Annotated in this window: 11 protein-coding genes and 1 pseudogene; 2 read left to right on the forward strand and 10 right to left on the reverse strand. The window is 50.2% G+C overall.

The annotated features are described in order from the left end of the window. Together OCH80_RS00610 and OCH80_RS00615 are read left to right on the forward strand one after the other, a co-directional pair. A pseudogene (locus OCH80_RS00610) lies at nucleotides 1-262 on the forward strand (hypothetical protein); the annotation flags it as partial. 52 nt (nucleotides 263-314) lie between these two features. Next, entirely contained in the window at nucleotides 315-1,922 is a 1,608-nt protein-coding gene (locus OCH80_RS00615; RefSeq protein WP_404537091.1) for an NERD domain-containing protein, read from the forward strand. A gap of 549 nt (nucleotides 1,923-2,471) precedes the next feature. Here the strand turns inward: OCH80_RS00615 and OCH80_RS00620 are convergent. The 10 genes from OCH80_RS00620 to OCH80_RS00665 form a co-directional block, all read right to left on the reverse strand. Further along, on the reverse strand, nucleotides 2,472-2,690 hold the full coding sequence (locus OCH80_RS00620) for a hypothetical protein (protein WP_404537092.1): 219 nt from the start codon (nucleotides 2,688-2,690) through the stop codon (nucleotides 2,472-2,474). Continuing rightward, complete coding sequence (locus OCH80_RS00625) at nucleotides 2,663-4,429, reverse strand: oligopeptide ABC transporter substrate-binding protein (protein WP_404537094.1); 1,767 nt, start codon at nucleotides 4,427-4,429, stop codon at nucleotides 2,663-2,665. Before OCH80_RS00625 ends, OCH80_RS00620 begins: the two co-directional genes overlap by 28 nt. A gap of 154 nt (nucleotides 4,430-4,583) precedes the next feature. Beyond that, nucleotides 4,584-5,498 carry an ABC transporter permease gene (locus tag OCH80_RS00630; RefSeq protein ID WP_404537095.1) on the reverse strand — a complete coding sequence of 305 codons (915 nt, stop codon included), beginning with the start codon at nucleotides 5,496-5,498 and terminating at the stop codon, nucleotides 4,584-4,586. A gap of 11 nt (nucleotides 5,499-5,509) precedes the next feature. Continuing rightward, nucleotides 5,510-6,469 carry an oligopeptide ABC transporter permease gene (gene opp4B / locus OCH80_RS00635; RefSeq protein WP_404537097.1) on the reverse strand — a complete coding sequence of 320 codons (960 nt, stop codon included), beginning with the start codon at nucleotides 6,467-6,469 and terminating at the stop codon, nucleotides 5,510-5,512. Between the two features lie 3 nt (nucleotides 6,470-6,472). Next, a complete protein-coding gene (locus OCH80_RS00640) occupies nucleotides 6,473-7,429 on the reverse strand; it encodes an ABC transporter ATP-binding protein (protein WP_302188273.1) in 957 nt (318 codons plus the stop codon). A 16-nt stretch (nucleotides 7,430-7,445) separates the two neighbouring features. Then, nucleotides 7,446-8,444, reverse strand: a complete 999-nt coding sequence (locus OCH80_RS00645) for an ABC transporter ATP-binding protein (RefSeq protein ID WP_404537099.1) — start codon at nucleotides 8,442-8,444, stop codon at nucleotides 7,446-7,448. 439 nt (nucleotides 8,445-8,883) lie between these two features. Next, complete coding sequence (acpP, locus tag OCH80_RS00650) at nucleotides 8,884-9,126, reverse strand: acyl carrier protein (protein ID WP_154547236.1); 243 nt, start codon at nucleotides 9,124-9,126, stop codon at nucleotides 8,884-8,886. Between the two features lie 106 nt (nucleotides 9,127-9,232). Continuing rightward, complete coding sequence (gene plsX / locus OCH80_RS00655; RefSeq protein ID WP_404537101.1) at nucleotides 9,233-10,225, reverse strand: phosphate acyltransferase PlsX; 993 nt, start codon at nucleotides 10,223-10,225, stop codon at nucleotides 9,233-9,235. Nucleotides 10,226-10,251: 26 nt separating this feature from the next. Then, nucleotides 10,252-12,291, reverse strand: a complete 2,040-nt coding sequence (gene recG / locus OCH80_RS00660; protein WP_404537103.1) for an ATP-dependent DNA helicase RecG — start codon at nucleotides 12,289-12,291, stop codon at nucleotides 10,252-10,254. Beyond that, the gene (locus tag OCH80_RS00665) at nucleotides 12,291-13,955 is read right to left on the reverse strand and encodes a DAK2 domain-containing protein (protein ID WP_404537105.1); all 1,665 of its coding nucleotides are present in this window, start codon (nucleotides 13,953-13,955) and stop codon (nucleotides 12,291-12,293) included. Before OCH80_RS00665 ends, recG begins: the two co-directional genes overlap by 1 nt.

Genomic DNA, 13,955 nt, shown 5'->3' on the forward strand with positions numbered 1-13,955 from the left:
GGGCGAAAAATATCAAAAAACAGCCCAGTTGAGTCAACTTGGGGGCGAAAAACGGCAAAAACCAGCCCGGTTGAGTCAACTTGGGGGCAAAAAATGGAAAATCCCACACCGGTTGAGTCAACTTGGGGGCGAAAAAACGCCAAATTGCAATCGGTTGACATACTTTGGGGGCTGCATCGGCCACCCCAGCCGCACCAACCACCTACCTTCATACTTTACAAAAACGAAAACTGTCAAATATCACCTACTTTTTAGCCACTAATTTCGGTAATTTTGGCTTTTTTTGTTGTAATAATAAGTGAAGGGGGATTACCATGAACAGAATTTTTGACCATTGGTTTACCACAACCAATGAAGAACAAATCGATAATAACACCGTTATTGAATCAGCCCGCAAAAGTGAGCTGATTTACAATCCTAGTTATACCTATCCGGTTCAGCTGTCCACGACTAACATGCCCGGAATCAATTGGATAAACAACATTTTAAATAGTTACAACCAGCTTGAACTTAGCGATCCGTACCCGATTTTGTCCCAGGATCAGTTGAACAATGCCAACTATCTGCTCACTGGGGATGCTGGCGAGCAACTAGTTGATCAAGCACTAAAGAAGCTAGTTAACCAGACTACCATCGTTTTTCATGATGTTCTTCTGCCTTATCAATACGGGCAAAGAAATGGGGACTTTGATAATCAAATTGATAATTTGGTCGTTACCAGTACTGGCATTTACTGCATTGAAGTTAAGGTGCGCAATTTTACCGGCAATTACTTTAATGTAAAAAAACTTTCGCCAGCCATCTACCAACAAATTACCTTCCATAAAGAAGCTGTCAAACAAGCTTTGCAAAGTGCAGGATATTCTGTTCCTAATACCCTTGTCAAAAATATTGTTGTCGTCATTGCTCGAGATAATCATGAAAACTTTGATTTTAACGGCCAAACTAGCCTAGAGCATAAAGGGGCTAGGGTTAGCACCTTAGGTGAGCTCACAATAACCGTGAGCGAGGGCTTTAACCAGTGCTATTTAAGGGCAGAGCAAATTCAGGATATTACGCGGATTATTCAGAAAAGTCGACTTCCAAATAAGCGAGTGTATCTGGATAATGTTCGCTTTAAGCTAACTCAGCAGCATTTTGACAAACTGGTACAAATGGAACAAACAGTTAACTGGCATCTGCCAGTTGAACAGAATATTTGCTATGCCAAAGAGCTTAACGATTTGCCGATGACTGGCCTAAATGCTACGCAGCAGAATCTTTTTTGGATTATTGTTGGGCGGCTCTATGGTCAAGGCCGGCAAAGGATCAGTTTAACCGCTAATGAGCTGAAAGAGTCAGCGGGTTATCGCGGCAAAGACCATAAAAAGTTTGATGTGCTGATCGGCAACCTTGCTGCCGTAATGCAGGAAATGCCAGTTTTCCGGCAGGCAAAGTTTGAGTCTGGTAATTTAAGCGTGACGCTGAATAACCGGGACTTGCCGCTGTTTAACCAGTACACGCCAGACTTTATTTCTTGGAATAATTGGCTTTTTAGCAAGATTAAATCAAATAATGCTAAAACCTTGTTTCGCAAGTTTGTTCAATTGGCCAACCAAGGGGCTTACCAAGCGTCGTTCCCGGACTTGCGCAGCCTGCTTGGCATTCAGCCATGTTACCGAAATACTTATGTTGTAAGAAAGCTAGACGAGGCTGTTTTGCAGTTGGCACCGTTTTTCCGAGATCTTAAATATGAGCTCAAACGGGGACGGAATAACGAAATTGTCGCGATCACTTTTTCCTTTGACAAGATTAACCCCCAGGAACTGCTAGCCGTGTATAGCGCCGATAAATATTTGGACAACATCTCGGCAAACTTGGCTTTGTCTGAGCCTGACAAACAGCGAGCTCGGGCGCTTTTTGAGAAAAAATTCCTGAGTTAGCCGGCTCCATCGGTATCATATTGTTGTGGATGCTAACTCTGAGGAAGTTGATGCAAGCGTAGGCAGTACAATTGGCAAGAAATTTGTCAAAAAATTTGTAACCAAGAAATTGCCACGAATAATCTATGGCAAATTGCCAAAAGCTGTCATCCAAAAATCACATTAAAGAAGTTCGAAAAAGCTTGGAATGATCTTTTCTTAGGTAGTGTAGCAGGAAAAGTCAGCGAACAGGCATATAATTATATAGTGAAGGATTATGTGCCGAAGTGGGCAGCAAAATCAGCAGCCGCTGTGTTATATGGTGTAATTTGATATTATCTAAATTAAGATGGGAGAAAATATGGATCAGCTAAAAAAGAAAATGCCGAAAAATAAGTATGCAAGAGCTGCAATCTCATTGACAATCTTTTTTGCCTGCATTCTGCCAATCCAATACTTATTTGAGAAATTGTCATTTAGTACATTTTGGTCAAACTTTCTTGGCTTAACTATTGGTGTGTACCTCTTTCGGAAAATCATCGTTGCTTTGGAAATTCAACGACACAATTTTTAAAATGTCACTTTATCTAGTGGCATTTTTGCTTTTTTAGCCCTATCCTGTGCTGCTTGGCGCAGGATTTTTTGTGCAAAAAAAGACGGAAGCCATGCTTCCGTCTTTCTTGCTTTAACCCTAAAAGCAAATGTACTGTTGATTTTATCGTGTGTATAAGGAGTTGCTTGTGCTTGTTTTTGGGATCTGATTACTTCTTGAAGCCAGTCTTGTACCATACTAAGCCAGATTGTGAAGGCTTAAGTGAGTAGTTGACCAGCTTGCTGTTGACAGCAGTAATGCCGTAACTGTTGTACATAGGTACAACATAGGCTTCCTTTTGCATGTATGCTTGCCATTCGTGGAACTTCTTTACGCGGTATGCGTGGTTGAAGGACTTTTCGCTGTTCATTTCCTTCAGCAGCTTGGTGTTTTCAGCCGTTGCAAACCGTGAGAAGTTGAATGGAGCCTTAGCGCCGTACAGGTCGTCTTGTGAAGGCTCGCTTGACAGTGACCAGGCGCCCATGAAGACGTCAACTGATGGGTCATCGTTTTCAACCTTGTCGTAGAATGAGTTGAATTCAATCAGACGGCCAGTGGTCAGAGTGACGTGCAGGCCGACCTTCTTCCATTGCTGGATGTAGTTTTGGATGATAGCTTCTTGGTTTGGTGCACCACTCATGGCAGCCAGGTGAATGGTCAGCTTCTTGCCATTTGGATCCCGGCGGTAGGTTTCACCCTTCTTCTTCTTGTAGCCAGCCTTGTCAAGCAGGGCGTTAGCCTTCTTGAGGTTTTCTGGGAAGCCGGCCAGCTTGCTGTTGTAAAAGTCGCCAAATTGTTCTGGAATCAAAGTCTTAACTCTGAAAGACAGGCCTTGAGTGTAGTGCTTTTCGACTTCATCAATGTTCATTGCATATGCCATGGCTTGACGGAGGTAGCGGTTGCCCATCTTGCTGTTCTTGTTCATCTTGACTGAGCCGGACTTCTTGTCCCACTTGCCGACCTTGTAAGCCATGTAGTCGTAACTAAGCGGAACCTTGGCAACGAAGTTGTAGCCCTTAGTGCCCTTAACTTCCTTCCATTGGGAGTTGACAACATCGATGACGTCAAACTTCTTAGACTTGATAGATTGTGAGGCAGTGTTTGGTGATACGACTGAGATAGTGATCTTCTTCAGCTTTGGAGTGCCACGCCAGTAGTATGGGTTTCTTACCCAGGTTACTGATTGGCCACGAACCACCTTAGATACCTTGAATGGACCGTAGTACAAAGGATTCTTGCGGATCTTGTCGCTTGACTTCAGCTTGGAGAAAGGCACGTCCTTTAAGTAGTGGTAAGGAGCGGCGTATTCCCAGAAGAAGCCGTTGCCTGATTGGGTCATCCCTGGCTTCATCGTGTTGAAGTGGATGACAACCTTGCGGCCATTTGCCCCATCTGGCATGTCAATCCCGGAAATAGTCTTGGCCTTGCCTGAGTGGTAAGCAGCCAGGCCAACGATGTCCGCCAATGAACTGGTGTAGCGGGTTGATTGGCTGTCCTTGTTGGCGATGATTTCATAGGCATATTCAACGTCCTTGGCAGTAACTTGCTTGCCGTCAGACCACTTGACGCCCTTCTTCACTTCGATCGTCACCGTCTTGGCCTTGCGGTTGAGCTTGAAGGTGGCTGAGCCGGAGTTGTTGATCTTGTATTGGTCGTCAGTCCCAAACAGGGCTTCATCACCAAATTGGGCTACATCACTGTCAGGCTGTGAATCAGAAAGTTCATCGTTGAAAATCCCGGTAAATGGGGTATCAGTTTCTTCAGCAACGGTAATGCTGCCACCGTTCTTGGCCGTGGTCATTGCCGTTTGTTCTGGGAATTTCTTAGCGTCTTTAGCGCCGCTGTTGCTGCTCGTCGAGCTGCTCTTGCCACATCCGGCTAAGAGCATCGCGCCGGCCATAAATACGCCGAACGCACCAAGTGCTCTTCTCTTCATAATTTTTCTACCTCCAGATATATATTAAACTCAACTATCTTTTCCCCAAGTCTCATAGGAAAAGATAAATTGATCTTCATTTGCTTATTCTAGTCTTTTGCAATTAAAAGTCAATGATAATTCTAATTTTATTTTTATCTTGTTAAAAAGCAGGCTAGTTCTCTCTTTGACGGGCATCCCCGGCCTTCTGCAGGGCTTGGCCAACGTAGTTGATGCTCAAGCAGATGATCAGCAGCATGATTGTTGCTGGCAGCCAAAGCCATGGACGGTCGATGATGTTGACTGGGTCGTTGGCATAGCCGATCAGCGTCCCCAATGATGGCGTCTTTGGCGGCAAGCCGTAGCCGATGAAGGACAGACCGGTTTCAATCCCAATGTTGCCTGAAACGCTCAATACGACGTCAATGATGATCATTGAGGCAATGTTTGGCAGCACTTCTCTAAACATGATCTTGACATTGGATGAGCCAGAAGTCTTTGAAGCCAGGACGTAGTCGCGCTCACGCTGCGACAGGACGAATGACCGGTAGTATCTGGCTTCAGTGGTCCAACCAAACATGGAGATCAGCAAGACCAAAGTCATCGCGTTGTAATTTGGCACGACGGTAACCAAGACGATCAAAATTGGCATTTGCGGCAAAATCTGGATAAAGTCCACGATCCGCATGATGATGTTGTCAATGGCGCCGCCAAAGTAGCCGGAGACCAGACCAACGACCAAGCCGACGACTTCACAAAGAAGCGTGACCATCAGCCCGATCATGATCGAGTTTCTCCCGCCCATGATCAACAGCTTGAAGATGTCGCGGCCCCCGTTGTCAGTCCCGAAGATGTGGCCATTCTCCCCCCATCCGGCATAGGATTCCAGAATGTGCATCTCAGTTACCTGACTGCTCTTCAAGAACAAAGAGCCAACAAAGGTAAAGAGGAGAATAACGACAATCGTGCAGAAGGCAACCGTAGCGGTCTTGCTGCGGAAGATTTCCTGAAAGGCCACTTTCAGGGCTGATGGTGGAATAACTCGCTCTTCGTCTTGCTTTTTCTTTTTGCCAATAGTAAATAAAGCCATTTATTCCACCTCTACTTCACGCGAATTCTCGGGTCGACCAAACTCATGATAATGTCGGACAATAAGTTGCCCAGCAGGGTCAAGGTCCCATAAATCATGATCAAGGCCGTCAGGGTCGTATAGTCTCTTTGGCCAATTGAGTCAAGGAACAGCTTCCCCATCCCTGGGAAGGAGAAGACCGTTTCAATGATCATTGAACCGCCAAGCAGGCCGGTAATGGTGTTGCCCAAGAAGGCCGCAATTGGCAGGAAGGAGTTGCGGAGAATGTGCTTGTCAAAGACCACTTTTTCCGGAACGCCCTTTGACCGGGCCGTCTTGACGTAGTCTTCAACCTTGTTGTCGATGATCCCGGTCCGCAGATATTGGACGGTCCCAGTCGTCGCGATGATCGCGTACAAGATGGCTGGCAGGATCATGTGGTCCAGCCGGCTCCAGAAGACGCCCCAGAAGCCTGAAGCGTTGGCGGACACGGTCCCGCTGATTGGGAACCAGCCAAGAGTGAAGCCAAAGAGCCACAAGCCAAGCAGGTAGAAGACGAAGCCTGGGATGGCGTAGGTTACGTAGTTAAAGATTGAGATCGCTCTGTCTTGCCATTCGCCTTCGTGCTTGCCGGCCGCGATCCCCATCGGGATGGCAATGCCGTAGAGCAGCAGCGTTGACAAAAGCGACAGCCAGAAGGTGTTCTGAGCTCGGTCCGCGATCAGGGAAGATACGGAAACGTGCTGAATGTAGCTTTGCCCCAAATCCCCGTGCAGCAGGTTCTTCACCCAGCGGAGGTACTGAACCGGCACTGGGTCGTCCAGGCCATAGACGTGCTTTAAGTGATTGATCGTGGCCTGGCTTGAGTTAGGGTTGATCAAGCCCGTGAATGGGTCCCCTGGCATCATCTTGGCCAGGATGAAAACGATCATGCTGAGCAGGATCAATTGCGGAATCATGATCAGCACGCGCTTCAAAATTGTTTTCCACATATGCTATTCTCCTCCATCGATTTGTTCCTTAGGCAAGGCTACCAGGTGGTTTGGCGCAACCTCCTGCAGCGGGTAGACCCGGCCGTCCTTGTCGTACCAGTCTTTTTGGTTCTTTTGGAACTCACGCTCAATTCTGCGCCGCTCGTTTGCGTGGGCGTCACGGTTTTCAACGTCAACTTGCGGAATGGCGGCCAGCAAGCGCTTGGTGTAGATGTGCATCGGGTTCTTGTAGATCTCTTCCAAGCTGCCGACTTCAACCAGCCGGCCCCGGTGCATGATTGCCAGGTTCTTGGACATGTGCTTGATGACGCCCAAGTCGTGGGAAATGAACAAGAAGGCGATGTTGTACTGCTGCTGAATGTGCTTCATGAAGTTCAAGACCTGGGCCTGAACGGACAGGTCCAAGGCACTGGTCGGCTCGTCAGCTACGATCAGCTTCGGGTTGGTGGCCACGGCCCGGGCAATCCCGATTCTTTGCCGCTGGCCGCCAGAGAACTCGTGCGGGAACTTGTAGATGGAGTCGCTGGGCATCCCGACGATGTCGAGCAATTCTTGAACCCGGTCGCGCTCTTGGTCAGTCGTCAGATTTTCGAAGTTTCTGATCGGTTCAGCGATGATGTCTTCAATCCGCTTGCGGGGGTTCAGACTGGACATGGAGTCCTGGAAGATCATCTGCACGTCCTTGTTGTAGTTCAATTTGCGTCTGACTGAGGCCTTGGTAATGTCCTGGCCCTTGTAGATGATTTGTCCGCTGGTAACTTTCTCAACCCCAACGATGGCCTTGCCAGTCGTTGACTTGCCGGAGCCGGATTCCCCGATCAGGCCGTAGGTTTCGCCTTCCTTGATGGAGAAGCTGATGCCATCGACGGCCCGCACGTAGTCGGTGATGCGGTTCCAAAAACCTGAGCGAACGGGATAGTGGACCTTCAGGTCCTTGATTTGAATGATTTCATTTGCCATATTTTTCTAAACCCTCTCAATCATTTTGGAAGTGGAAATTCTTCCAGCAGGTGCAGCGGACGAAGTGGTTTGGCGCAACCTCGTGCATGACCGGCACCTTTTCATGCTCGCTGGCCGGAATCCAAGGAATTCTAGCGGCGAACCGGTCCCCTTCTCTTGGCATGTTCTTCAAAGACGGCACCGTCCCTTGAATGACGTGCAGGTCTTCGTCGTCAGCGTCCGACTGGGGCATGGAGTTCAAAAGCGATCTGGTATATGGGTGAAGCGGATGAGAGAACAAGGTCTTAACGTCGGCCTTTTCCACGATCTGGCCCGCGTACATGACGGCGACTTCATCAGCCGTTTCCGCCACGACGCCCAAGTCGTGGGTGATCAGGATGATCCCGGATTCAGATTCCTTCTGGATTTCCTTGAGCAAGTCCAGGATCTGGGCCTGGATGGTTACGTCCAGGGCCGTGGTTGGCTCGTCAGCGATGATGATCTCCGGCTTGCAGGCCACTGCCATGGCGATCACGACTCTTTGCCGCAGACCGCCTGACAACTCGTGCGGGTACATGTCGTACATCGTTTCGGGCTTTGGCATCCCGACTTCTTTGAAGAGTTCGATGACTCTGGCCCGCCGCTGCTTCTTGTTCATCTCGGTGTGGTAAAGCAAGGATTCGGCTACCTGGTCACCGACCTTCATCAAGGGGTTCAAGCTGGACATTGGGTCTTGGAAGATCATGCCAATGTCGTTGCCGCGAATCTGGTCAAACAAGTCGTCCGTCAAGCTGACCAGGTTCAGGTTCTTATATTTAATGTCGCCTGTCACGCGGGTGTTCTTGCGGTCGTACAAGCCAACAATGCTGGAAGCAATGGTGCTCTTGCCGCAGCCGGATTCCCCGACGATTGCCAGAACTTCGTTGCGCTTCAATGTGAAGTCAACGCCGTCGACGGCATCATAGAACTTGCCTTGCAGGCGATAACCGGTATGGAGATTTTCTACGTCTAATAGAATGTCTTGATGATTATCCATATCTTCTCCTTCAGAATTCATTAAAGATTTAATGCAACTCTCATCGTGCTTTTTTTATACTTTTCTAGCATAACTCTTTGACAGGCAATTTCAATGGCCATTCGGCTTTTTTTGTGAGTTTTTTATGGCTTTTTTGCGAATTCTTCCAGATTTTTATGATAATTTTTCCTAACAAAGCCTGACATATTGCCATTTTCTGTTAATTAAGCATTTTTTGATCAGTGAATTGATGAATATGCGTACATTGTCACGGTGATGGGGATTATAGTGCTTTTATGCTCCGTTTTTTCGCATAACCAGCTAAGGCTTGCCGCCAGGGCCATTCATTTAACTTTTTGCTCCCGTTATCGTTAATATATGGCGCAAAAAAAGAGGATGAATGCCCATCCTCTTTTTTGTGATTTTTTAAAGAATCTTCACTGCCCTTTGATAATCAAAATTATCCTTGGTGGGCTTTGATATACTTTACGGCATCCCCGACCGTGGCAATGTTTTCCGCGTCCTCGTCAGGAATTTCCGCGCCAAATTCATCTTCAAGCTGCATGATGAATTCCACCAAGTCAATTGAGTCTGCATCCAGGTCCTTGGTGAAGTTGGTGTCCATGGTGATCTTGTCCTTGTCTAATTGAAAGTTGTCAGCAATCAATTCGGCAATCTTGTTGAAAATTTCTTCTTCAGTCATCTTTTTTCTCCTGAATTCTTTATTTATTAAGCTATTTGTCTGCTATTTGCTTGCTTTGCCAATTATAGCCTATCCAAGGGCAGATTACAGCATTTATGCTCACTGACTACTTGCTGAACTCTTCCTTGAAGGCTTCAATCAGATTCTCAGCCAGCATCTTGTCGACCTGCTTGATGGCATAGTAGATCCCGCGCGCGTCTGCCCGGCCGTGCTGCTTGACTACTGGGGACTTAAGCCCCATTAAGACGGCCCCGCCGTACTTGGCCGTGTCAAAGCGGCTGGCAACTTCCTTAAAGGCAGGCTTGGCCATTAATGCCCCGAGCTTGACCTTCAAGCCGTTGCTCATCAGGCTGTCCTTGAGCAGGTGGATGATGACAGAGGCTGAGCCTTCAATGGACTTGAGGACCGCGTTGCCGGTAAAGCCGTCAGTCGCCACGACGTCCGCCTTGCCGGTCAGCAATTCATGCCCTTCGATGTTGCCGATGAAGTTCAAATTGGAGTCCTTGAGCAGCTGGTAGACTTCCTTATGCAGGGCATCGCCCTTGTCAAATTCGGCCCCATTGTTCAAGAGGGCTACGCGCGGGTTCTTGACCCCGCGGACCTTCTCCGCGTAGTAGGAGGCCATTTCCGCCCATTGCAGGAGGTATTCCGGCTTGGATTCGGCATTGGCGCCAACGTCAATGATGTTGAAGCCATCATCGGAATTCTGCACGGGCATGGTTGGCATCAGGCCTGGACGCTCAACCCCTTTGATCCGGCCCACGATGAAGATCCCGCAGACCAGCAGGGCCCCAGTGTTGCCCAAGGACAGCAGGGCGTCTGCCTGCCCCTTCTTGACCCAGTTGGCCGCGACGACCATTGAGGAGTCCTTCTTGGTCCGCATGGCCTTGACTGGCTCGTCCTCATCCTGGATGACTTCCGTGGTTGGCACGATTTGCACCTGCTCGCAGTCGCTGCCCACCAGCTCCTTGAGCTTAGCCTCATCGCCAAACAGGATAAATTCAGTTTCAGGAAGCTCCTTCTTTGCCTTAAGCACGGCTTCTACGATCGCCTGTGGGGCATTTTCGCCGCCCATGGCGTCTACTGCAATTCTTCTCATGATTCTGTACTCTTTTCCATTTGTGTCTAGGCTCTGGCCTGTACAAGTCTATTATAGTCTAACACCCGCTTCAGGTCAGCCAATTCATCTCCGGCCAGGTCCGGATCGCTGGCGACGATCTCACTGGCCACTTCCTTGGCTGCGACCAGGGTCTTGTAGTCGGTCACGGCATTGCCGACCTTGAATTCCGGCAGACCAGACTGGGCCTTGCCAAACAGGTCGCCTTCCCCCCGCATCTTCAAGTCTTCTTCAGCCAATTTGAAGCCGTTAGTCGTTGCCGCCACGATCTGCATCCGCTGCTTGCCCGCGGCCGTCTTCGGGTCTGCCAAAAAGACGCAGTAGCTCTGGGTCTGTCCCCGGCCGATCCGGCCGCGCAGCTGGTGCAGCTGGCTGAGGCCAAAGCGGTCCGCGTCAAAAATGACCATCATGTTGGCATTGGCCACGTCTACCCCGACTTCAATGACGCTGGTGGCCACTAGAATGTCGATCTGCCCTGCTGAGAACTGGGACATGATCTCTTCCTTTTCTTCCCCGCTCATCTGTCCGTGGAGGAGGACGACATGCTGGTCCGGAAAATCATGGGCCAGCTTCTTGTACAATTCCTCCGCGTTCTCCAAGTCAATCGTTGCTGATTCGGAAATCAAGGGCGTGACGGCATAGATCTGGAAGCCCTGGGCCAGCTGCTCGCGCATCAAGGCGTAGACCTGGTCCATTTCCGAACTGGTCTTCCAGCTGGAAATGATCGGCTTTCTCCCTGCCGGCAGGTGGCGGATCTCAGACAGGTCCATGTCCCCATAGACCGTCAGGGCCAAAGTCCGCGGAATTGGCGTCGCGGTCATGGCCAACAGGTCCGGGTGATCTCCCTTGTTCAGCAGGGCCAGGCGCTGGGCCACGCCAAAGCGGTGCTGCTCGTCGATTATGACCAAGCCCAGCTTCTTGAAGGCCACCTTGTCCTGAATCAAGGCATGGGTCCCGATCACGCAGTTGATGGTCCCATCGGCCAGCTCCTTGTAGATCTCCCGCCGCTCCATGGCCTTGGTTGACCCGGTCAAAAGAGCGACTCTGACCCCAAAGGGACGCAGGAGGTCGTCAATTTTCTTGAAGTGCTGGCTGGCCAGAATTTCCGTTGGCACCATCAAGGCTGCCTGATAGCCGGCCGTAATGGCCCCGTAGATCGCGAACACGGCCACGATCGTCTTCCCGGACCCAACGTCCCCTTGAAGCAGGCGGTGCATCTGCCGGTCGACGAACATATCGGCAAAAATTTCATTGATTGCCTGCTTTTGGTCTGGCGACAGGTCAAAAGGCAGGGCCTTGGTCAAAGCCGCGATCTCCTTGAGGTCATACTTTTTGGCCTGGCCTTGGTGCTGGCGGTTGCTGCTGGCCATGAGGGCCATCTGCATCTGGAAGATGAAGAATTCACGAAAGACCGCGCTGCGCCGGGCCGCCTTGGCTTGTGCCGGACTCTTGGGGTGGTGCATCCCCTCAACCAATTCCTGGTCGCTCATGAGCTGGTACTTCTTCCTGAGCCAGTCAGGAACGGCGTTGCCGATCTGGCTGCCATATTCAGCAATTGCCTCATCAATCAGGCTCTGCAGCTTCTTTTGCTTGATGTGGCGGTTGACCGAATAAACCGGAGCCATTCCGTCATCGCCGTGGCTTTTGGCGACCAGCTTGTAAGCTGACAGGCTTTGCTTGGCCAGGTTGTACTTGCCGTAGATGGCGACTTCCTGGCCGATCTCCAGCTGCTTGGTCAGCCATGGCTGATTAAAAAAATTGACCATGATAATATCATGATCAATTCTCATCTTGAAGCTCACCCGGCTCTTGTGATAGCCAAAAAAGTTCTGGTATGGGGCGGTGGCGACGATCCCCTTCAGCATGACCTTCTGGCCGTCCATCAGCTGGTCCAGCGGCAGGCTGGCCAATTCGTCATAACGGTAAGGGAAATAGAAGAGCAGGTCATAGATGCTGCAGATGCCTAGCGTGCGCAGGCCTTCCCCCGTCTTGACCCCGACGCCCTTCAAATCAGTTGCCGGACTGAATGCTGCTTCATTTATTGTCATTATTCTACTGAGACCAAGAAGTTGTAGACTGGCTGGCCGCCGTCGTGCACTTCAAACTCGTAGTCGTCGTCCGGGTGCTTGGCTTCCAGGGCATCCAAGATCTTTTCAGCTTGCTCTTGGCTGGAATCGCTGCCGTACATCACGGTGATGATCTCGGAATCTTCGTCAAGCATCTTCTCAGTCATGGCTACAGTAGCGGCGATGACGTCCGGGTTGTCGACTTCAATGGTCCCGTCAACGATCCCGATGTAGTCGTCCTTGTGGATCTCAACGTCGTTGATGACCGTGTCCCGGGTTGCCCGGGTAACTTCACCGGACTTGACTGAGTCAAGCTCGTCAGTCATGGCTTCCACGTTTTCGTCAACGCTGGCGTCTGGGTTGAAGGCCAGCATCGCGGTCAAGCCTTGTTGGATGGTCTTGCTTGGCACGATGCCGACCGGAATTTCGGCCACTTCAGCCGCCTGCTTGGCGGACATGATGATGTTCCCGTTGTTTGGCAGGATGATGGCCTTCTTGGCGCCTGACTTGGTAATGGCATCAATGATGTCTTGCGTTGACGGGTTCATGGTTTGACCACCAGAGATGATCCGGTTGACCCCTTCACTTTCAAACAGCTGCCGGACCCCATTGCCGGATGCCACCGCGATCACGGCAAAGTCAACGGCTTCTTGCTGCTCTTCTTCATGACCGACGATGGTCTCGTGCTGAATGCGCATGTTGTCGATCTTGATCTTGCCCAGTTGGCCAAATTGTGACCCGTACAGGAAGACTTCGCCTGGGTGTTCAGTGTGGACGTGAACTTTGGCGATTTCACCATCTGAAACGGCCAGCAGTGAGTCACCCAGCTGGGAGAGGTGCTGGCGGAATTCTTCCAGGTCAAATGGCTTCTTGTCAGGCACGTCGGCCTTCAAGTCAACCATGATTTCCGTACAGTAGCCGTTGGCGATGTCCTGGGTGGCCAGCTGCCCTTGAACTGACTGGTGGTGGGTCGCGTTGATCAAGGCGCTCATGTCATCGGCGTCTGGAACGTACTTGTCGTCAAAGTTTTCGCCAAGCAGCCCTTCCAGGAAGCCTTCATAGATGAAGACCAGCCCTTGGCCGCCGGAGTCAACCACGCCAACCTGCTTCAAAACTGGGAGCAGGTCTGGCGTCGTCTTCAAGGCCTTCTTGGCCCCTTCAACAACTGCTTTCATGACCTCTTCCACGTCGCTGGTTTCGTTTGCCTTGTTGGCCCCTTCTTGGGCACCCACTCTGGCAACCGTTAAAATCGTGCCTTCAACGGGCTTCATGACAGCTTTGTAGGCAGTAGCTACACCGTTGCTGAAGGCGTTTGCCAGTTCCTGGGCGTTCAAGGTATCCATGCCTTGCGTTGCCTTGTAGAAGCCGCGGAACAGCTGGGAAGTAATTACGCCGCTGTTGCCGCGGGCTCCCATCAGCATCCCTCTGGCCAGACTTTCGGTCAAGTCGCTGACCTTGTCGCTGGTATTTTCGGAAACGGCCTTAGCGCCGCTTTCCATGGTTAAGTTCATGTTGGTACCAGTGTCACCGTCAGGAACTGGGAAAACATTTAGATCATTGACGAATTGCACGTTCTTGCTCATGCGGTGGGATGCAATCCGGACCATGTCTCTAAATTCTTTACTGCTAATTTCACTTAAAACCAA

This window comes from Lactobacillus sp. 23-2 (assembly GCF_044902225.1).
Taxonomy (GTDB): domain Bacteria; phylum Bacillota; class Bacilli; order Lactobacillales; family Lactobacillaceae; genus Lactobacillus; species Lactobacillus absianus.

Bases quoted from the DNA above. Each gene is read 5' to 3' on its own strand.
- OCH80_RS00615 (WP_404537091.1), top strand. From the start codon at position 315: ATGAACAGAATTTTTGACCATTGGTTTACCACAACCAATGAAGAACAA.
- OCH80_RS00620 (WP_404537092.1), bottom strand. From the start codon at position 2,690: ATGGTACAAGACTGGCTTCAAGAAGTAATCAGATCCCAAAAACAAGCA.
- OCH80_RS00625 (WP_404537094.1), bottom strand. From the start codon at position 4,429: ATGAAGAGAAGAGCACTTGGTGCGTTCGGCGTATTTATGGCCGGCGCG.
- OCH80_RS00630 (WP_404537095.1), bottom strand. From the start codon at position 5,498: ATGGCTTTATTTACTATTGGCAAAAAGAAAAAGCAAGACGAAGAGCGA.
- opp4B (WP_404537097.1), bottom strand. From the start codon at position 6,469: ATGTGGAAAACAATTTTGAAGCGCGTGCTGATCATGATTCCGCAATTG.
- OCH80_RS00640 (WP_302188273.1), bottom strand. From the start codon at position 7,429: ATGGCAAATGAAATCATTCAAATCAAGGACCTGAAGGTCCACTATCCC.
- OCH80_RS00645 (WP_404537099.1), bottom strand. From the start codon at position 8,444: ATGGATAATCATCAAGACATTCTATTAGACGTAGAAAATCTCCATACC.
- acpP (WP_154547236.1), bottom strand. From the start codon at position 9,126: ATGACTGAAGAAGAAATTTTCAACAAGATTGCCGAATTGATTGCTGAC.
- plsX (WP_404537101.1), bottom strand. From the start codon at position 10,225: ATGAGAAGAATTGCAGTAGACGCCATGGGCGGCGAAAATGCCCCACAG.
- recG (WP_404537103.1), bottom strand. From the start codon at position 12,291: ATGACAATAAATGAAGCAGCATTCAGTCCGGCAACTGATTTGAAGGGC.